Below are 17,360 nucleotides of genomic sequence, written 5' to 3' on the forward strand. Positions count from 1 at the left end.
GCTGCCGGCCGCACGGCGGCCCGGGGCCGTACGGCGACCGGCTCCGGTCGGCGGCAGGACCTGGACGGCGGCAGGACCCGGTGGGCGGCAGGACCCGGTGGGCGCAGGCCCTGGGAGACGACAGGAGGTCCTGGGCGGCGACAGGCCCCGGAGGAGCAGGTCGACCCGTCTTCGCGGCGGGGTCCCGGCGCGGGTGGTGCGGGGACGGGGACGTGGCCCGAGGGGATGACCGCCCGTCAGGGTCGGCGGGTCACCCCCTCGGGCGGCTCACTTCACCCGGCCGTACCAGACGCTCTTGGTCCAGATCTTCTGGAGCCGCACCACGTCCCCGGTCTTCGGGGCGTGCCAGATCCTGCCCTTCCCGGCGTAGATGCCGACGTGGTAGACGTTCCGGCCCGAGTGGAAGAACACCAGGTCGCCTGCCTTGCGGCTGGCGGCGCCGATGTGCCGGGTGCGGTTGTACTGCTGGGCCGCCGTACGGGGCAGCTTCTTGCCGGCCTTCTTGAACGAGTAGAGCGTCAGCCCGGAGCAGTCGAAACGGGACGGCCCGGTGGCCCCGTACCGGTACGGGGCGCCCTTCTTGGAGGCCGCGATCTTCAGCGCCTTGGTCGCATGGGGCGCCGCGGCGGCTTCGGAGGCGACGCCGGGGACCACGATCGAGCCGCCCACGGCGGCGATGGTGAGGGCCGAGGCCGCAGAGGCCCGGACCATGAGCGACGGGACACGATTGAGCGCAGTCATGCGCAACCCTTCGTCAGCCGCCTGTGAAGGATGACCTGTCGGATTCGGGCTGGCGAAGTTGCCCGGCCGCACGAGTGCGGCTTCACCCCAAGGGCTGCTCGGCTCCGGTCATGGCGTGACCGGCCCGGCGACCCGTCGTGCTCGGGTCCTCCACTCCTGCCGATCCACTCCTGTCGACCGGTCATCCGGGCGGCGGCAGGACTCGGCGTCCGCCCGGATCGCCCCGCCGCTGCGGCGGGGTCTTGTCGTCAGTCAGGGATCTTGACGCACCCGGGAGGGAATATCCCAACGGAACGGGTGGTTTGTGTTGTTACTCACCACTCATCCGTTCGGGTGGACGGCCCTCCGTTCGGCCCAGTGCCGCCGCGCCCGGTGACTCTCCGACCAGCGGCGGAGTGCTCCATCGCACGTCGGACCAGGCGCGTTGCGCAAGCCGGACGGGCTGGGAAAAGGACGTGTTCCTACGCCGATAGGGGGTACGCCGTTCGGTCCGTTTCGGTGTCGGCGGAGACAGTCGCGCCACAGCCGCGGAGGTACCCGCGCCACGCGGCGGGACGGGGTGTCAACCGCCGGCGGACGGCGGCGTGGCGCCGGTTCACGGGCAGGCAAAGGGACGTCCAAGAAGTAGCCTCGGGCAACGAGAAATGATCTTGACCGGGTTAACGTGACCGAAACCCGGTGCAACTAGCCTGCCGCTTCGGCCACCTGCGACGTTGCCCCGTGGCTGCGGCAACCGGACCCGCACGGTCCGGAGCGAGGACTGTGAGGTGGGACGTGCGACTGACCCCGCACGAGCAAGAGCGGCTGCTGATCCACGTGGCGGCGGACGTCGCCGAGAAGCGCCGGGCGCGCGGCCTGAAGCTGAACCATCCCGAGGCCGTCGCCCTCATCACGTCGCACATCCTGGAGGGCGCCCGGGACGGCCGCACCGTCGCCGAGTTGATGTCGTCCGGCCGGGGGCTGCTGACCCGGGACGACGTCATGGCGGGCATCCCGGAGATGCTGCACGACGTGCAGGTCGAGGCGACCTTCCCGGACGGCACCAAGCTCGTCACCGTCCATGACCCGATCGGCTGAGGGGAGCCGCGCCGTGATTCCTGGAGAGATCCTGTTCGCCGACGGGCCGATCGTCTACAACGAGGGCCGCGAGACCACCCGGCTGACCGTCCTGAACGCCGCCGACCGCCCCGTCCAGGTCGGCTCGCACTACCACTTCGCCGAAGCCAACCCCGGCCTCGACTTCGACCGGGCCGCCGCCCGCGGCAAGCGGCTCAACATCGCCGCCGGCACGGCCGTACGCTTCGAGCCCGGCATCCCCGTCGAGGTCGAACTGGTCCCCGTGGCCGGCGCCCGGATCGTGCCCGGACTGCGCGGCGAGACCGGAGGTGCCCTCGATGCCTGAGATCTCCCGCGCCGCCTACGCCGACCTGTTCGGCCCCACCACCGGGGACCGGGTCCGGCTCGCCGACACCGACCTGCTGATCGAGATCGAGGAGGACCGTTCCGGCGGTCCCGGACGCGCCGGTGAGGAGGCCGTGTTCGGCGGCGGCAAGGTCATCCGCGAGTCGATGGGCCAGTCCCGCGCCACCCGCGCCGAGGGCACCCCCGACACCGTCATCACCGGCGTGGTGATCGTCGACCACTGGGGCGTCGTCAAAGCCGACGTCGGCATCCGCGACGGCCGGATCACCGGCGTCGGCAAGGCCGGCAACCCGGACACCATGGACGGCGTCCACCCCGACCTGGTGATCGGCCCGGAGACCGAAATCATCGCGGGCAACGGACGGATACTGACCGCCGGCGCGGTCGACGCCCATGTGCACTTCATCTGCCCGCAGGTGGCCGACGAGGCACTGGCCTCCGGCGTCACCACCCTGGTCGGCGGCGGCACCGGACCGGCCGAGGGCTCCAAGGCCACCACCGTCACGCCCGGCGCCTGGCACCTGGCCCGGATGTTCGCCGCGATGGAGGCGTACCCGCTCAACATCGGCCTGCTGGGCAAGGGCAACACCGTCTCGCACGAGGCGATGCACTCGCAGATCCGGGGCGGCGCGGTGGCCCTGAAGATCCACGAGGACTGGGGCGCGACCCCCGCCGCCATCGACGCCGCGCTCACCGTCGCCGACGCGACCGGCGTCCAGGTCGCCATCCACACCGACACCCTCAACGAGGCCGGTTTCGTCGGCGACACCCTCGCCGCGATCGCCGGCCGCGGCATCCACGCGTACCACACCGAGGGCGCCGGCGGCGGGCACGCCCCGGACATCATGACGGTCGTCTCCCAGCCGCACGTGCTGCCCAGCTCCACCAACCCCACCCGGCCCTACACCGTCAACACCGCCGAGGAACACCTCGACATGCTGATGGTCTGCCACCACCTCAACCCGGCCGTCCCCGAGGACCTCGCCTTCGCCGAGTCCCGCATCCGGCCGTCCACCATCGGCGCCGAGGACGTCCTGCACGACCTGGGCGCCATCTCGATCATCTCCTCCGACTCGCAGGCGATGGGCCGGGTCGGCGAGGTGATCCTGCGGACCTGGCAGACCGCCCACGTCATGAAGCGGCGGCGCGGCGCGCTGCCCGGCGACGGCCGCGCGGACAACCACCGAGTGCGTCGCTATGTCGCCAAATACACCATCAACCCGGCGCTCGCCCAGGGCATGGCCCGCGAGATCGGCTCCGTGGAGACCGGCAAGCTGGCCGACCTGGTGCTGTGGGAACCGGAGTTCTTCGGCGTCAAACCGCTGCTCGTCCTCAAGGGCGGCCAGATCGCTTACGCGCAGATGGGCGACGCCAACGCCTCCATCCCGACCCCGCAGCCGGTGCTGCCCCGGCCGATGTACGGGGCGATCGGCCGGGCCCCGGCGGCCAACTCGGTCAACTTCGTCGCGCCCGCCGCGCTGGAGGACGGGCTGGCGCAGCGGCTCGGGCTCGGCAAGGAGTTCGTGCCGATCGAGTCGACGCGCGGCGTCACCAAGGCCGACCTGCGGGAGAACGCCGCGCGGCCGGACGTACGCATCGACCCCGACAGCTTCGCCGTGCACATCGACGGCGAACTGGTCGAGGCCGAACCGGCGGCGGAACTGCCCATGGCCCAGCGATACTTCCTCTTCTGATGCCAGCGCTTGCGATGCCAGTGCTTGCGATGCCAGTGCTTGCGATGCCAGCGCTTGCGATGCCAGTGCTTGCGATGCCGGTCCTTGTGATGCCGGCGCTTCCGATGTCCGGGACCTCTGATGTCTAGGGCGGCACTCCTGGTCCTGGCCGACGGCCGCTTCCCCGCCGGCGGACACGCGCACTCCGGGGGCGCGGAGGCGGCCGTCCGCGCCGGGCGGATCACCGGGGCCGGGGACCTCGAAGGCTTCTGCCGGGGCCGGCTGCACACGACGGGGCTGGTGTCGGCCGCGCTCGCCGCGGCGGCGGCCCTCGGCGTGGACCCGATGTCCCTCGACGCCGCCGCGGACGCCCGGACACCGTCCCCCGCGCTGCGGATCGTGGCGCGCAAGCTCGGCCGGCAGCTGATGCGGGCCGCCCGCGCGACCTGGCCGTCCGCCGAACTCGACGCCCTGGCCGGCGCCTTCCCCAAGGGCGCGCACCAGCCGGTCGTGCTCGGTCTCGCGGCCCGGTCGGCGGGGCTCGGGCCGCTGGACGCGGCGTACTGCTCGGCGTACGAGAGCGTCAGCGGCCCCGCGACGGCGGCGGTGCGGCTGCTCAGCCTGGACCCGTTCGACGCGACCGGGGCGCTGGCGCGGTTGGCGCCGGAGCTGGACCGGGTGGCCGACCGGGCCGTCGAGGCGGCCCGGCAGACGGTGGACGCCGGGCCCGACGCGCTGCCCGCCGCCTCGGCGCCGCTGCTGGAGATCGCGGCGCAGGCGCATGCCGCCTGGCCCGTGCGGTTGTTCGCCTCTTGACGTCCCCTCCCAACGTCCCCTCTCAACGTCCGCCTTCGGCCGGAACGGCCGCCCTCGCCGGAAAAGGAGCCGTCATGCACCTCGATCACTCCCACCCCCACGGTCCCGCCGCCGTCAGCGCCGACGCCCGCCGCCCCGACGGCACCCGTCGGGCGCTGCGGATCGGGCTCGGCGGGCCGGTCGGGTCCGGGAAGACCGCCACCGTCGCCGCGCTCTGCCGGGCGCTGCGCGACGAACTGTCCCTCGCGGTCGTCACCAACGACATCTACACCCGCGAGGACGCCGAGTTCCTGCTGCGCGAGGCCGTGCTGCCGCCCGAGCGGATCAGCGCGGTGGAGACCGGGGCCTGCCCGCACACCGCGATCCGGGACGACATCTCCGCCAACCTGGAAGCCGTCGAGGACCTGGAGGACGAGGTCGGCCCGCTGGACCTGATCCTCGTCGAGTCCGGCGGGGACAACCTCACCGCCACCTTCTCCAAGGGTCTGGTCGACGCGCAGATCTTCGTGATCGACGTGGCCGGCGGCGACGACATCCCGCGCAAGGGCGGCCCCGGCGTGACCACCGCCGACCTGCTGGTCGTCAACAAGACCGACCTCGCCCCGTACGTCGGCTCCGACCTGGCCCGGATGTCCGCCGACGCCAAGGCGCAGCGCGGCGAACTGCCCGTCGTCCTCCAGTCGCTCAGGGCCGACCCGGGCGTGGCGGACGTCGCCGCCTGGGTCCGCGCGAAGCTCACCGCGTGGACCGCGTGAGGGGGACGGCCGGCCTGCGGGCCACGGCACGCGTCCACGCCCGCCGGGACGGCCGCGGCGGCACCGCGCTGCCGGTGCTCGACGGCGCGGGCCCGCTCGCGCCGCGCCGCACCCGGGGCAGCGGGGCCGAGGCGCGGGTCACGCTGGTCGGCGCGATGAGCGGACCGCTGGGCGGGGACCGCCTCACCGTCGAGGCGGACGTCGGCGCGGGCGCCCGGCTGCGGGTCGGATCGGCGGCGGCCACCATCGCGCTGCCCGGCCAGACCAAGGACGAGGCGCACTACGAGGTCCGGCTCACCGTCGCCGACGGCGGCGAACTGCACTGGCTGCCCGAACAGCTGATCTCCGCCCGCGGCAGTGAGCTGTACGTCAGCACCCGGGCCGACCTCGGCGCGGACGCCCGGCTGGTGCTGCGCGAGGAACAGGTGCTCGGCCGGGCCGGCGAGGAACCGGGGCGGCTCACCAGCCGGCTCACGGTACGGATCGCCGGGCGGTGCGTACTCGACCAGGAACTGGCCTGCGGACCCGGCGCGCCCGGCGGCTGGGACGGCCCGGCGGTGCTGGCCGGGCATCGGGCCGTCGGCCAGCTCGTCGTCGTACGGCCTGAGTTCGCCCGGCGGATGCCGCCGGCGAGGATGTCCGGGGAGGGTACGGCCGTGCTGCCGCTCGCCGGGCCCGCCGTCCTCGTCACCGCCGTGGCGCCCGACGCGCTGCTCCTGCGCCGGTCGCTGGACGCGGCGCTGGACTCCTTCGACCAGGGCTGACGCGGACGCTCCGACGACCGAACGCGTCAACCCGTTTATCGGATTGGCAAAGAAGTCGGGTCGCCCCTGTCCTCAGCGAACCCACAGCCGAGAGGATCCCGGTACCCATCGCAAAGATGTACGGGGAGGGTCCACTTGAGGACGACACGACTGAAGCGGAGCACGGTCGCGCTCGGCGCCGCCGGGGTGCTGGTCTCCGCGACCCTGGCGGCCGGCGCCGTCAGCGCGCCCGCGGCGAACGCCAGTACGGCCGCCCGGCACGGGAACACCCAGGACCTCCAGGCGTACGGCGCCGCCGTCGCCGCGGCCCGCGCCGCCAAGGCCGGGATCGACTGGCAGGACTGCCCCGCCGACTGGGGCCTGGCCACGCCGATCCAGTGCGGTTACGTCACCGTCCCGCTCGACTACGCCAAGCCGTACGGCAAGCAGATCAAGCTCGCCGTCGACCGCATCGGCAACACCGGTACGAAGGCGCAGCGCCAGGGCGCGCTCATCTACAACCCCGGCGGCCCCGGCGGCTCCGGTCTGCGCTTCCCGGCCCGGGTGACCGCCAAGAACCCGATCTGGGCGAAGACCGCCGAGGCGTACGACTTCGTGGGCTTCGACCCGCGCGGTGTCGGCAAGTCGACCCCGATCTCCTGCGTCGACCCGCAGGAGTTCGTCAAGGCACCCAAGATGGACCCGGTGCCCGACTCCGAGGCCGACAAGCGCGCCCAGCGCAAGCTGGCCCGCGAGTACGCCGAGGGCTGCGCCGAGCGCAGCGGCACCATGCTGCCGCACATGACCACCCCGAACACCGCGCGAGACATGGACGTGATCCGCGCCGCGCTCGGCGAGAAGAAGCTCAACTACCTCGGCGTCTCCTACGGCACCTACCTGGGCGCCGTCTACGGCACCCTCTTCCCCGGCCATGTGCGCCGGATGGTCGTCGACAGCGTCGTCAACCCGTCCCGGGAGAAGATCTGGTACCAGGCCAACCTGGACCAGGACGTCGCCTTCGAGACCCGCTGGAACGACTGGCAGGACTGGGTCGCGAAGAACGACGCCACCTACCACCTCGGCGACACCCGCGCCGAGGTGCAGGCCCAGTGGCTGAAGCTGCGCGCCACCGCCAAGGCGGACCCGATCGGCGGGGTGGTCGGCCCGGCCGAACTGCTCTCCTTCTTCCAGAGCGCCCCGTACTACGACTCCGCGTGGGCGTCCGTCGCCTCGGTGTTCAGCGCGTACGTCGGCGGCGACACCCAGGCCCTGGTCGACGCCGCCGCCCCGGACCTGAGCGACACCGCGGGCAACGCCTCCGCGGAGAACGGCAACGCCGTCTACACGGCCGTCGAGTGCGCCGACGCCCAGTGGCCCACCGACTGGCAGACGTGGGACCGGGACAACACCCGGCTGCACCGTGACTATCCGTTCCTGACCTGGTCCAACGCCTGGATGAACCTGCCCTGCGCCACCTGGCCGGCCAAGCAGCACACGCCGGTGAACGTGAAGACCGGCAAGGGTCTGCCGCCGGTGCTGATCGTCCAGTCGGAGCGGGACGCGGCCACGCCGTACGAGGGCGCCGTCGAACTGCACCAGCGGTTCAAGGGCTCGCGGCTGATCACCGAGCGGGACGCCGGGTCGCACGGTGTCACCGGGCTGACCAATCCGTGTGTCAACGACCGCGTCGACACCTATCTGCTCACCGGAAAGGTGGATGCCCGGGACGTGACCTGCGCCCCGCACGCCACGCCGAAGCCGTAACCCGTCCGGGGCAGGGGCGGCCGGTGCGCACCGGCCGCCCCTTTCTCATGCTCCCCGCCCCGCCAGCCAGGCGTCCTCCGCCGCGTAGTCGAACAGGTCCCCGTACGCCTGGACCATCTTCGGGTACGCCGCCCGCCAGTCCGGCTCCGCGGCCAGCCGCTGCGTGATGAAGGCGATGGTCTCCGGCAGCGTCTCGGCGTACCGGGTCACCGGCCGGTAGCCCAGCTCCCGTTCCGCCGCCGCCATGCCGCACACCACCGGCGCCGGCACCGACCAGGGTGTGTCGCCCACCCGGGGCGCGGGCGGCCCGCCGTCCACCAGGACGTCCGCCACCTCCACGCCCATCACGGCGTCGATCGCCGCGGCGATCTCGGCCACCGTCGGCGCGTCCGGGTCCACCGCGTTGAGCACCCGGCTGCCCGGCCGGGCGGCGGCCAGCCGGATCAGCTCGGCGATGTTGCGCACCCCCGCCGGATGGAACCGGCTCGCGCCCCCGTACGCCAGGACGCGGCGGCGCCGCCCGTCCAGGTTGCGCTTGACGAAGTACAGCTCGCGCGGCGTGCGGCAGTACGGCCCGTGCACCGCGCCCGCCCGCACCAGCGTCGCCGGCAACCGGTCGCCGGCGGCGAGCAGTTCGCGCTCCAGCGCCACCTTGCGGGTGCTGTAGCCGGCGTCCCCCGGGCGGACGGTGTGCTGCTCCTCGGTGAGCGGCACCGGATACTCGGGGAAGCCGCCGGGCTCCTCCTGGGTGTCGAAGCCGCGGCCCTTGTCGTCCTCGTACACCGACACGCTGGAGACCACCACCGCCGAGCCGATCCGCCCGGCGAGCGCGGTCAGCTGCCGTGCGTGCGCCGGGCCGAACGCCACCGTGTCCACCAGCACGTCGCAGCCGTCGCCGACCGCCGCGGCCAGCGCGCCGTCGTCCTCCCGGTCGGCCCGCACCACGCGTACGCCGTCCGGCCAGCCGGCGTCCCGTCCGCCGCCGCGCGAGACGGCGGTCACCTCCCAGCCGTCCCGGGCCAGCGCACCCACCACCGGCCGCCCGATCTGTCCCGTCGCCCCGATCACCACAGCTCGTCTCATACGGGGACCGTAGGCGGACCGGGCCCGCCCCGTCAGGCCCGTCTGCCGAGGGCAGAGCGCGGCTAACCGAGCGGCATCCGGGGAAACCGCCGCCCCCGCGCGCCCGCCTGCTCCGCCTCGGCCTTGACCTCGGCGGCGTACCGGTCGACGTACTCCTGGCCGGACAGCGCCATGATCGCGTACATGATCTCGTCGGTGACGGCCCGCAGCACCGTCTTCTCGTGCTCCATACCGGCGTAGCGGGAGAAGTCCAGGGGCGCGCCGAAGCGGATGGTGATCGGGCGGACGCGGGGGAGCCGTCGGCCCGGCGGCTGCGCCTCGAACGTGCCGATCATGGCGCACGGCACCACCGGCACCCCCGCGGTCAGCGCCATCACCGCGACGCCGACCTTGCCTTTGTAGAGCCGTCCGTCGTGCGAGCGGGTGCCCTCGGGATAGATGCCGAGCAGTTCGTCGCGGCCCAGCACGCCGAGCCCCTCGCGGACCGCGGCCCGGCCCGCCTCCTTTCCGGATCGGTCCACCGGGATCTGCCCGGCGCTGCGGAAGAAGGCCGCGGTCAGCCGGCCCTTCAGACCGGGGCCGGCGAAGTACTCGGCCTTGGCGAGGAAGGTGATCCGGCGCCTGAGCACGGCGGGCATCAGGAAGTGGTCCGAGAACGACAGGTGGTTGCCGGCCACGATGGCCGCCCCCGACGCCGGCACCTGGTCCAGGCCCTCGATCCGGGGCCGGAAGACGAGTCTCAGCAGTGGTCCCAGCAGTACGTATTTGAGCAGGTGGTAGAACACGGCTCAGCTCCTACTCTGCGCGACGACTGACAGTCTGTCAGGTACCCCGCACCGGTGGCGACCCGCCGTCCGCCGGCGGACGGCGTAATTGTGGGATCTTCTGAAGAGGAGTCTGGGGTGCGCCGTGTGCGCCGTGTTTCTGGCGTCGCCGATGCGACCCCTCAGTCCCACTGGGGAGTGATGCCCCTAGTAAAGCGCGTGAGGTGTGGGGAGGATTCAGAGCAGGACCGGATCTTCTCTGTGGCGAAATGCGGTGTAGGAATGGCCAGTTGTTCCATGCAGGATTCCGACGTGCGACTTCCGGCGGAGATCGACGCGTCGTCCTTGGCCGATGTCCCCGAAGGGCCGCCCAGAAGAATTCTGCTGACCGGAGCCACGGGTTTTCTGGGTGGTTTCCTGCTCACCGACCTGCTGGACGCGACCGAGGCCCGGATCCACTGCCTGGTGCGGGCGGAGTCGGCCGGCCAGGCCGAGGAGCGGCTCGCCGCCCAGTTACGCGACCGGGGCGTGCCGGCCCACCACATGTCCCGGGTCGAGGTCGTGCTCGGCAGCCTGGCGAAGCCCCGATTCGGGCTGACCGAGGAGGAGTTCTCGGCTCTGGCGCGGGACGTCGACGTCATTTACCACTGCGGCGCGTGGGTCAATCTCCTGGCGGGTTACCAGATTCTGCGCGGCTGCAATGTGACCGGGACCCAGGAAATCCTGCGCCTGGCCACCCGGTCCCGCCGCATTCCCGTGCATCACGTCTCGACGATGGGCGTGCTCACGGCGGCCGAGGGCGCCGGCACCGGCGAGGTCTCCGGCTACTGCGCCACCAAGCGGGTCGCGGAGCGGCTGGTCGCGCAGGCCGCGGACCGCGGCCTGCCGACGATGGTGCACCGGCCCGGGGTGATCCTGGCGGACTCGCGGACCGGCCTGGTGGGCAGGTCGGACTGGTTCGTCCACCTGACGAGGGCGAGCCTGCGGGCCGGCTGCGCCCCCGACCACCCCGGCCTGCTGCCGGTCGGCACCGTCGACTTCACCAGCCGCGCCATCGTCGACCTGTCCCTGAGCCGCCGGGCCGAAGGACAGGTGTTCCATGTGGTCGATCCGCGCCCGCTGCCCTTCACGGCGTACTTCCAGGGCTTCGCGGACGCGGGTGCCGACCTTCCGATCGTCGCGTTCGACACCTGGCTGGAGCGGCTTCGCGACCTGGGGGACGAGGTCCCGCGCAGCACCCTGCGGCTGGCCGGCGAGACGCTCCGGCAGATGATGCCGGCCCAGCAGCAGGACGCCGGCGACCCCCTCGTCGCGGTGCCCGCGCCCCGCACCCCGCCGGTGCTGGACTCCGCCTACTTCCGCAGGCTGCTCGACTTCCTGAGCCGCGACGCGGTGGGCGCGCTGCCCGCCCGGTGACCTGCCCGTAGTCCCTTTTCGTTCGCGCACCTCCCTCCACCTCTCACGCTGGAGTTCCGCATGTCCCTTTTCACCCTGGAAGACTTGGTGGCGATGGTGGCCGAGATCGCCGGCGCCGACGCGGCCAAGGCGGTCGCGGAGCAGCCCGCCGACGCACCGTTCACCTCCTTGGGATTCGACTCGATGGCCGTCATCGAGCTGGCCGAGCAGATCCAGGAGCGCTACGGCGTTCCCATCCCGGACGAGGCGGTGCACGACCTGCGCACCGTCCGGCGGACTCTCGACTACGTCAACCAGCAGGCGGCCGTCGCCACGGCGGACGGAGCCCGCTGATGGAACCGACCCGGAGCGCGGGGCGACTGACGGGCATCGGTGTCCATCGCCCCGCCGGGCTGCTCAGCAGCGCCGAACTCGACACCAGGTTCGGCCGCGAAGCGGGCTGGATCGAGCAGATCACCGGAATCCGCACCCGGCTGAAAGCCGGCCCCGACGACACCTTCGTCGAGATGGCCGCGCAGGCGGCGGACAAGGCCCTGGCCCACGCGGGCCTGGCTCCGGACGCCGTGGACTGCGTCCTGTTCTCCTCCGCCAGCAGTCTCGGCCAGGAAGCCTGCCGGGCCGCGAGTCTCGCCCACCGCATCGGTGCCACCCGGGCCGGCGGGTTCGACCTCGACGGCGGCTGCGCCGGCTTCAGTTACGGGCTGGCGCTGGCCTCGGGACTGATCGCGGCCGGACAGGCGCGGCAGGTGCTGGTCGTCGCCGCCGAGCGGCTGAGCGACATCACCGATCCCACCGACTGCGAGACCGTCATGATCTTCGGCGACGCCGCTGGGGCCGCGGTGGTCAGCGCCGCGGAGCGCGGCGGGATCAGCCCGGCCGTCTGGGGAACCCACGGCCCCGGCGCACCCTGGATGACCGGCACCCCGCCCGAACCCGGCGCCCAGCACCCCCCGTACCTGCACATGGACGGCACCCGGGTGGTGCGCTGGTTCGGTTCACGGATGCCGCAAGTGGCCCGGGCCGCGCTCGACGCGGCCGAGCTCACCTGGGACGACGTCGCCGCCTTCGTGCCGCACCAGTGCAACGGGCGGCTGATCGACCTGATGGTCCGCAGGCTGCGGCTGCCCCCGCGGGTGGCGGTCGCCCGCAGCATCGTCAGCGACGGCAACACCAGTTCGGCGTCGATTCCGCTGGCCCTGGAGCGACTGCTCGCCACGGGCACGGCGCAGCCCGGCGACAAGGCGCTGCTGCTGGGCTTCGGCGCCGGACTGACCTGGTGCGCCCAGGTGGTCGAACTTCCTTGAGGAGCAACTCATGAACGCCCCGTCCCGGTCCGCGGTCGGCCTGGCACCCGGCACCGGACTCGATCCCGGACCCCAAGCCGGTGTCGTGGACCGTCCGTTGTCCCGGCTGTCCGACCCCGACCTCGACACCCTCCTGCTGATCCGCCACTTCGAGCTGGCCCTGCTCGACCTGTTCTCCCAGGGCCGGCTGCACGGCACCACGCACACCTGTCTCGGCCAGGAGTACGTGCCCGTCGCGCTCTACCCCCTGCTGGACGACGGCGACTACGTCTTCAGCAACCATCGCGGGCACGGCCACTACCTGGCCCGCTTCCGCGACCCGCACGGCCTGCTGGCCGAGATCATGGGGCGGGCGGGCGCCGTCTGCCACGGAGTCGGCGGCAGCCAGCACATCTACCGCGACCGCTATCTGTCCACCGGCGTACAGGGCCAGAGCCTGCCTGTGGCCGTGGGCGTCGGCCTGCACCTCAAGCGGGCCGAGCCGGGCCGGATCGCGGTGGTCCACATCGGCGACGGCACCTGGGGCGAGGGCGCGGTGTACGAGGCGCTCAACATGGCCCAGCTGTGGCAGGTCCCCGTACTCGTCGTGGTGGAGCACAACGGCATCGCGCAGTCGACCCCGACCGAGCGGCAGCTGTCCGGCACCATCGCGGCCCGGGCCGCCGCCTTCGGCATCGGCCACCTGCGCGTCGACTCCGTGGACGTCCGGGAAGTGCGCGCCGCCCTCGCGCCCGTGGTCGACCGGGTCCGCGACCGGCACCAGCCCTGCGTGGTGGAGTGCGTCACCCACCGGGTGGGCCCGCACAGCAAGGGGGACGACACCCGCCCGGCCGAGATCCGGGACCGGGCGGCGGCACACGACTGGTACCGCCGCTACCGACAGCACCACCCCGAACAGTTCGCCGCCGCCGACCACGCGCAGGCCCAGGCCGTCGCCGCCGTGGTGCGCGAGGTCGGGGCGCGGCCGGCGTCCCGCTGGGAGGCGCGATGACCCGCCGTGAGCGAGTGGCCGAGAACCTCAACCGGGCCCTGCACGCCCTCCTCGGCAACGATCCGAACACCTATGTGATCGGCGAGGACGTCGCCGACCCCTACGGCGGCGCGTTCAAGGTGACCCGAGGGCTCTCCGACCGCTACCCGCGGCAGGTGCTCTCCTCGCCGCTCAGCGAGGGCGGCATCGCGGGCGTGGGCGCGGGCCTGGCGCTGGCCGGCAACCGGTCCGTGGTCGAGATGATGTTCTCCGACTTCGCCGCGCTGGCCTTCGACCCGCTGCTGAACTTCGCCGCAAAATCGGTGTCGATGTACGGCCGCCGGGTGCCGATGAGCATGGTCGTGCGCTGCCCCACCGGCGGCAACCGGGGGTACGGCCCGACCCACAGCCAGAGCCTCCAGAAGCACTTCCTCGGCATCCCCGACCTCCAGGTCCGGGAAGTCTCCCCGTTCCACGACAGCCACCGCGTGCTGACCGCGATGCTCGACCGTGCGGAGCCCGGGGTGCTCTTCGAGGACAAGGTGCTCTACACCCGCCCGATGTACGAGGGCGGGGTCGTGGACGACCTCTTCCGCTACGAGACGCTCGCCGACCCCGGCGAGACCGCCCGGGTGTTCGCGCCGGACTGCGGCGCCCCGGACTGGATCGTCCTGGCCCCGGGCGGGCTCACCGAGCGGGCCGTCACCGCCCTGCGCACGCTGCTCCTCGAAGAGGAGATCACCTGCGAACTGCTGGTGCCCTCCCAGCTCTACCCCTTCGACAGCAAGGCGCTGCTCCCGGTGCTGTCCCGGGCCGAGCGGATCTGTGTCGTGGAGGACGGCACGGCCGACGGGACCTGGGGCGAGCTGGTCGCGCAGCGACTCCACGAGCAGTTGTGGGGCCGGCTGGCGCGCCCGGTGCTGCTGCTGAGCGCCGAGCCGAGCATCGTACCGACCGCGACGCACCTGGAGCACGAGGTGCTGCCCCAGTCGTCCACCATCCACCGCGCGGTCATGGAGGCAACGAAGTGATCGGCATCGAACTGCCCACGCTCAACACCAACGACTCCAGCTACACCCTGGTCGAGTGGCTCGTCTCCGACGGCAGCCGCATCAAGGGCGAGCAGCCGCTGGCGGTCGTGGAGACGTCCAAGGCCAGTGAGGAGATCGAGAGCACCGGCCCCGGAATCCTGCACGTGCTGGTCGACAGCGGCCAGGACTGCACACCGGGACAGGTGATCGCCTACCTCTTCGAGTCGGCCGAGGAGCGCGACTCGTATCGCACCACATCGGTCACCCCGGCGGCGCAGCCACCGTCGTCCGAGGCGGAGTTGAACATCACCAAGGCGGCCCGTGCGCTCGCCGACCGGCACGGTCTGTCCGACGCCGAGCTGCGCGCTCTCGGCCGCACGGTGATCCGTACGGCCGACGTCGAGGGCCTGGTGCGGCGAGCCGCTCCGGCGCCCGCCGCCCCGGAGCGCCAACTGTCCAAGCGGCAGCGGGCGGTGGGGGCGGTGGTGACCGAGTCGATGCGTACCGTCCCGGCCGCCGCCGCCTACGCCAAGGTCGACGCCGGCCCTGCGGAGGAAGTGGCCCGGCGGCTGTCCGAGCGGACGGGAAGTTTCGTCTCCCTGCCCGTGCTGCTGGTCAAGGCGGTGGCACGCCGGCTCGCCGCACACCCCCTCATGTTCGCCGCGCTCACCGACGAGGGCGCGGTGCGCGAGGCCGAACGGGCCCACGTGGGCGTCACCATGGACGCGGGCCGGGGCCTGTACACCCCGGTGGTGCACGACGCCGCCCAACTGGACAGCGACCGGATCGCCGACCTCCTGACCGGCTTCCGGAGCAAGGCGTTCCGCGGCACGTTCCAGGCCGCCGAACTGACCGGCGCCAACATCATGGTCGCCCCCCACACCACCGAGGGCCTGATCCTGGCCACCCCCATCGTCTTCCCCGGCCAGACCTGCGTGGTCTCCGTCGGCGCCGTCGACGACCAGGTGGTACTGGACGCGGCGGGCACGCCGCGCGCCCGCCGGTTCGTCCACCTCGGTCTGGTCTACGACCACCGGGTGGTCAACGGCGGGGACGCGATGGCCTTCCTCAGGGACCTGAAGGAGGAACTGGAGGCACCGGCCAAGCTCGGCTGACGCCGGACCCACCCGGACAGCCGCCCCCCTCACCCGGCCCGACCCACCACCGCGGCGACCCACCACGGGGTATCGACCCACCACGGGTATTGACCCACCACAGGTATCGACCCACCACGGGGTATCGCCCGCCGGAAAGGACACCACTGGCATGACCACCGACACGACCCCCCACAGCCGCGCCTACGATCTGCTCGCCTCGGTCCTCGACGACAAGTTCGAAGTGCCGCGCGAGGCCATCGTCCCCACCGCGACCTTCGAGCAACTGGACCTCGACTCGCTCGCCGTGGTGGAGCTCTTCGTCGTCCTCACCGAGGAACTCGGCATCGAGCTGGAGGACGGCGAAGCGGATCCGGACCTCACGCTGGCCGGCGTGGCCGACCTCATCGCCCAGGCCGTCAAGGAATGAGCGGCGCCCGGCCCGATGTCGCCGTCACCGGAATCGGCCTGGTCACCCCCGCGGGCACCGGCCGCGAGGCCAGCTGGGAGGGGGTGTGCGCGGGCCGCCCCACCGCCCGGCACATCCCCGAACTCAAAGGACTCCCGGTCGACTTCGGCTGTCTCGTACCCGACTTCTCCCCGCGCGGTCACGTTCCCGGCTCGCGCCCCTGGCAGTACGACCGGTTCACCCAGTTCGCCCTCTGCGCCGCCCTGGAAGCGGTCGCGGACGCCGGACTGGACCCGGCCGACTGGGACGGCGACCGCGTCGCGGTGGTCTTCGGCAGCTCGGCGGGCGGCACCGGCACCATGCTGGAACAGCACCGCAAACTGCTCGACAGCGGTACGGCCCGGGTCTCCCCGCTGCTGCTGCCGATGTTCCTGCCCAACATGGCCACCGGACAACTCACCATCCACCTCCGCGCCCGGGGCCCGGCGCTGTGCACGGTCACCGCCTGCGCGTCCGGCGCCACCGCCATCGGAACCGCCCTGCAACTGCTGCGCTCCGGAGCCTGCGACATCGCCGTCGCCGGGGCCTCCGACGCGGTCGTACAGCCGCTGTGGGTCACCGGGTTCGACCGGATGGGCGCCCTGTCCCGGCGCGGCGACGCCCCGGGGGCCGCCTCCCGGCCCTTCGACACCGCTCGGGACGGCTTCGTCATGGCGGAGGGCGCGGCGGCGCTGGTCCTGGAATCGGCGGCCGCCGCCAAGGCCCGCGGCCGCCCCGGCTACGCCCTGCTGGCCGGCTACGGCGCCTCGTCCGACGCGCACCACGCCGTGGCGCCGGACCCCGAGGGCAAGGGCGCAGCCCTCGCCGTACAGCGCGCCCTCGACGACGCCGGCGCCCGCCCCGCGGACGTCCAGCACGTCAACGCGCACGGCACCAGCACCCCGCTGAACGACGCCGCCGAAGCCCGCCTGATCCGCCGCCTCTTCCCCCAGCGGCCCTCCGTGACCTCCGTCAAGGGCACCCTCGGTCATCTGCTGGGCGCCGCCGGAGCGGTCGAGGCGGCGATCACCGCGCTGTCCGTGGCCCACGGCCGGGTGCCTCCGGTGGCCAACCTCGAACACCAGGAAGGAGACGCCGAGATCAACGCCGTCGCCGGCACCAGCCGGTCCCAGACCATCGACCTGGCGCTGAGCCATTCCTTTGGATTCGGCGGCCACAACGCCGTACTCGCCTTCCGAAGCTGTCCCACCGAACCGGCCCGGGAGCACACCGGCCGGACCTAGCGTCAACGCGCTGTCCGGTTCTGGCTGGTCCGCCGTAAATGCCTGGACTGGCGGCCGCTCCCACCGGGAAACTTCCGAGTTCCGACTCTCGG

At 72.7% G+C, this 17,360-nt stretch carries 18 protein-coding genes and 1 riboswitch; of the genes, 15 read left to right on the top strand and 3 right to left on the bottom strand.

The genetic code is table 11. The features are described from left to right. Positions 1–267: 267 nt before the first annotated feature. A complete protein-coding gene (locus tag ACTT8P_RS17040) occupies positions 268–741 on the bottom strand; it encodes a C40 family peptidase (protein ID WP_442832495.1) in 474 nt (157 codons plus the stop codon). Between the two features lie 3 nt (positions 742–744). Further along, positions 745–881: riboswitch (cyclic di-AMP (ydaO/yuaA leader) on the bottom strand. 634 nt (positions 882–1,515) lie between these two features. Here ACTT8P_RS17040 and ACTT8P_RS17045 point away from each other — a divergent pair. The 7 genes from ACTT8P_RS17045 to ACTT8P_RS17075 all read left to right on the top strand — a co-directional run bounded on the left by ACTT8P_RS17045 (position 1,516) and on the right by ACTT8P_RS17075 (position 7,914). Further along, the gene (locus ACTT8P_RS17045) at positions 1,516–1,818 is read left to right on the top strand and encodes an urease subunit gamma (protein ID WP_442832496.1); all 303 of its coding nucleotides are present in this window, start codon (positions 1,516–1,518) and stop codon (positions 1,816–1,818) included. 13 nt (positions 1,819–1,831) lie between these two features. After that, on the top strand, positions 1,832–2,143 hold the full coding sequence (locus tag ACTT8P_RS17050; protein ID WP_361170162.1) for an urease subunit beta: 312 nt from the start codon (positions 1,832–1,834) through the stop codon (positions 2,141–2,143). After that, positions 2,136–3,857 carry an urease subunit alpha gene (locus ACTT8P_RS17055; RefSeq protein ID WP_442832497.1) on the top strand — a complete coding sequence of 574 codons (1,722 nt, stop codon included), beginning with the start codon at positions 2,136–2,138 and terminating at the stop codon, positions 3,855–3,857. The genes ACTT8P_RS17050 and ACTT8P_RS17055 overlap by 8 nt, the downstream gene beginning before the upstream one ends. Before the next feature lie 120 nt (positions 3,858–3,977). After that, entirely contained in the window at positions 3,978–4,652 is a 675-nt protein-coding gene (locus tag ACTT8P_RS17060) for an urease accessory protein UreF (RefSeq protein WP_442832498.1), read from the top strand. A gap of 74 nt (positions 4,653–4,726) precedes the next feature. Further along, positions 4,727–5,407 carry an urease accessory protein UreG gene (gene ureG / locus ACTT8P_RS17065; RefSeq protein ID WP_442832499.1) on the top strand — a complete coding sequence of 227 codons (681 nt, stop codon included), beginning with the start codon at positions 4,727–4,729 and terminating at the stop codon, positions 5,405–5,407. Continuing rightward, the gene (locus ACTT8P_RS17070) at positions 5,395–6,171 is read left to right on the top strand and encodes an urease accessory protein UreD (RefSeq protein WP_442832500.1); all 777 of its coding nucleotides are present in this window, start codon (positions 5,395–5,397) and stop codon (positions 6,169–6,171) included. Before ureG ends, ACTT8P_RS17070 begins: the two co-directional genes overlap by 13 nt. A 135-nt stretch (positions 6,172–6,306) precedes the next feature. Further along, positions 6,307–7,914: an alpha/beta hydrolase gene (locus ACTT8P_RS17075; protein WP_442832501.1), complete on the top strand. Its 1,608-nt coding sequence runs from the start codon at positions 6,307–6,309 to the stop codon at positions 7,912–7,914. Between the two features lie 45 nt (positions 7,915–7,959). On the opposite strand, the gene ACTT8P_RS17080 is transcribed toward ACTT8P_RS17075, so the two are convergent. Then, positions 7,960–8,997, bottom strand: coding sequence for an NAD-dependent epimerase/dehydratase family protein (locus tag ACTT8P_RS17080; protein ID WP_442832502.1), 1,038 nt, complete (start codon positions 8,995–8,997; stop codon positions 7,960–7,962). 62 nt (positions 8,998–9,059) lie between these two features. After that, positions 9,060–9,782 carry a lysophospholipid acyltransferase family protein gene (locus ACTT8P_RS17085; protein ID WP_442832503.1) on the bottom strand — a complete coding sequence of 241 codons (723 nt, stop codon included), beginning with the start codon at positions 9,780–9,782 and terminating at the stop codon, positions 9,060–9,062. Positions 9,783–10,058: 276 nt separating this feature from the next. Between ACTT8P_RS17085 and ACTT8P_RS17090 the strand changes: the two genes are divergently transcribed. From ACTT8P_RS17090 to ACTT8P_RS17125, 8 genes are all read left to right on the top strand, one after another. Then, positions 10,059–11,177, top strand: a complete 1,119-nt coding sequence (locus ACTT8P_RS17090; protein ID WP_442832504.1) for a thioester reductase domain-containing protein — start codon at positions 10,059–10,061, stop codon at positions 11,175–11,177. A 60-nt stretch (positions 11,178–11,237) separates the two neighbouring features. Further along, entirely contained in the window at positions 11,238–11,510 is a 273-nt protein-coding gene (locus tag ACTT8P_RS17095) for an acyl carrier protein (protein ID WP_361170136.1), read from the top strand. Further along, on the top strand, positions 11,510–12,481 hold the full coding sequence (locus ACTT8P_RS17100) for a ketoacyl-ACP synthase III (protein WP_442832505.1): 972 nt from the start codon (positions 11,510–11,512) through the stop codon (positions 12,479–12,481). Before ACTT8P_RS17095 ends, ACTT8P_RS17100 begins: the two co-directional genes overlap by 1 nt. 10 nt (positions 12,482–12,491) lie before the next feature. Continuing rightward, positions 12,492–13,472, top strand: a complete 981-nt coding sequence (locus ACTT8P_RS17105; RefSeq protein WP_442832506.1) for a thiamine pyrophosphate-dependent dehydrogenase E1 component subunit alpha — start codon at positions 12,492–12,494, stop codon at positions 13,470–13,472. Then, a complete protein-coding gene (locus ACTT8P_RS17110) occupies positions 13,469–14,482 on the top strand; it encodes an alpha-ketoacid dehydrogenase subunit beta (RefSeq protein ID WP_442832507.1) in 1,014 nt (337 codons plus the stop codon). Before ACTT8P_RS17105 ends, ACTT8P_RS17110 begins: the two co-directional genes overlap by 4 nt. Next, positions 14,479–15,597: a 2-oxo acid dehydrogenase subunit E2 gene (locus ACTT8P_RS17115; RefSeq protein WP_442832508.1), complete on the top strand. Its 1,119-nt coding sequence runs from the start codon at positions 14,479–14,481 to the stop codon at positions 15,595–15,597. The genes ACTT8P_RS17110 and ACTT8P_RS17115 overlap by 4 nt, the downstream gene beginning before the upstream one ends. Before the next feature lie 151 nt (positions 15,598–15,748). Next, positions 15,749–16,006: an acyl carrier protein gene (locus ACTT8P_RS17120; RefSeq protein ID WP_442832509.1), complete on the top strand. Its 258-nt coding sequence runs from the start codon at positions 15,749–15,751 to the stop codon at positions 16,004–16,006. Continuing rightward, positions 16,003–17,268 carry a beta-ketoacyl-[acyl-carrier-protein] synthase family protein gene (locus ACTT8P_RS17125; RefSeq protein WP_442832510.1) on the top strand — a complete coding sequence of 422 codons (1,266 nt, stop codon included), beginning with the start codon at positions 16,003–16,005 and terminating at the stop codon, positions 17,266–17,268. The genes ACTT8P_RS17120 and ACTT8P_RS17125 overlap by 4 nt, the downstream gene beginning before the upstream one ends. The last annotated feature ends 92 nt before the right edge of the window (positions 17,269–17,360 follow it).

Source organism: Streptomyces sp. JW3 (genome assembly GCF_052216785.1).
In the GTDB taxonomy this organism is placed as follows: Bacteria; Actinomycetota; Actinomycetes; order Streptomycetales; family Streptomycetaceae; genus Streptomyces.

Bases quoted from the DNA above. Each gene is read 5' to 3' on its own strand.
- ureG (WP_442832499.1), top strand. From the start codon at position 4,727: ATGCACCTCGATCACTCCCACCCCCACGGTCCCGCCGCCGTCAGCGCC.
- ACTT8P_RS17055 (WP_442832497.1), top strand. From the start codon at position 2,136: ATGCCTGAGATCTCCCGCGCCGCCTACGCCGACCTGTTCGGCCCCACC.
- ACTT8P_RS17095 (WP_361170136.1), top strand. From the start codon at position 11,238: ATGTCCCTTTTCACCCTGGAAGACTTGGTGGCGATGGTGGCCGAGATC.
- ACTT8P_RS17125 (WP_442832510.1), top strand. From the start codon at position 16,003: ATGAGCGGCGCCCGGCCCGATGTCGCCGTCACCGGAATCGGCCTGGTC.
- ACTT8P_RS17100 (WP_442832505.1), top strand. From the start codon at position 11,510: ATGGAACCGACCCGGAGCGCGGGGCGACTGACGGGCATCGGTGTCCAT.
- ACTT8P_RS17120 (WP_442832509.1), top strand. From the start codon at position 15,749: ATGACCACCGACACGACCCCCCACAGCCGCGCCTACGATCTGCTCGCC.
- ACTT8P_RS17105 (WP_442832506.1), top strand. From the start codon at position 12,492: ATGAACGCCCCGTCCCGGTCCGCGGTCGGCCTGGCACCCGGCACCGGA.
- ACTT8P_RS17080 (WP_442832502.1), bottom strand. From the start codon at position 8,997: ATGAGACGAGCTGTGGTGATCGGGGCGACGGGACAGATCGGGCGGCCG.
- ACTT8P_RS17110 (WP_442832507.1), top strand. From the start codon at position 13,469: ATGACCCGCCGTGAGCGAGTGGCCGAGAACCTCAACCGGGCCCTGCAC.
- ACTT8P_RS17040 (WP_442832495.1), bottom strand. From the start codon at position 741: ATGACTGCGCTCAATCGTGTCCCGTCGCTCATGGTCCGGGCCTCTGCG.
- ACTT8P_RS17090 (WP_442832504.1), top strand. From the start codon at position 10,059: ATGCAGGATTCCGACGTGCGACTTCCGGCGGAGATCGACGCGTCGTCC.
- ACTT8P_RS17060 (WP_442832498.1), top strand. From the start codon at position 3,978: ATGTCTAGGGCGGCACTCCTGGTCCTGGCCGACGGCCGCTTCCCCGCC.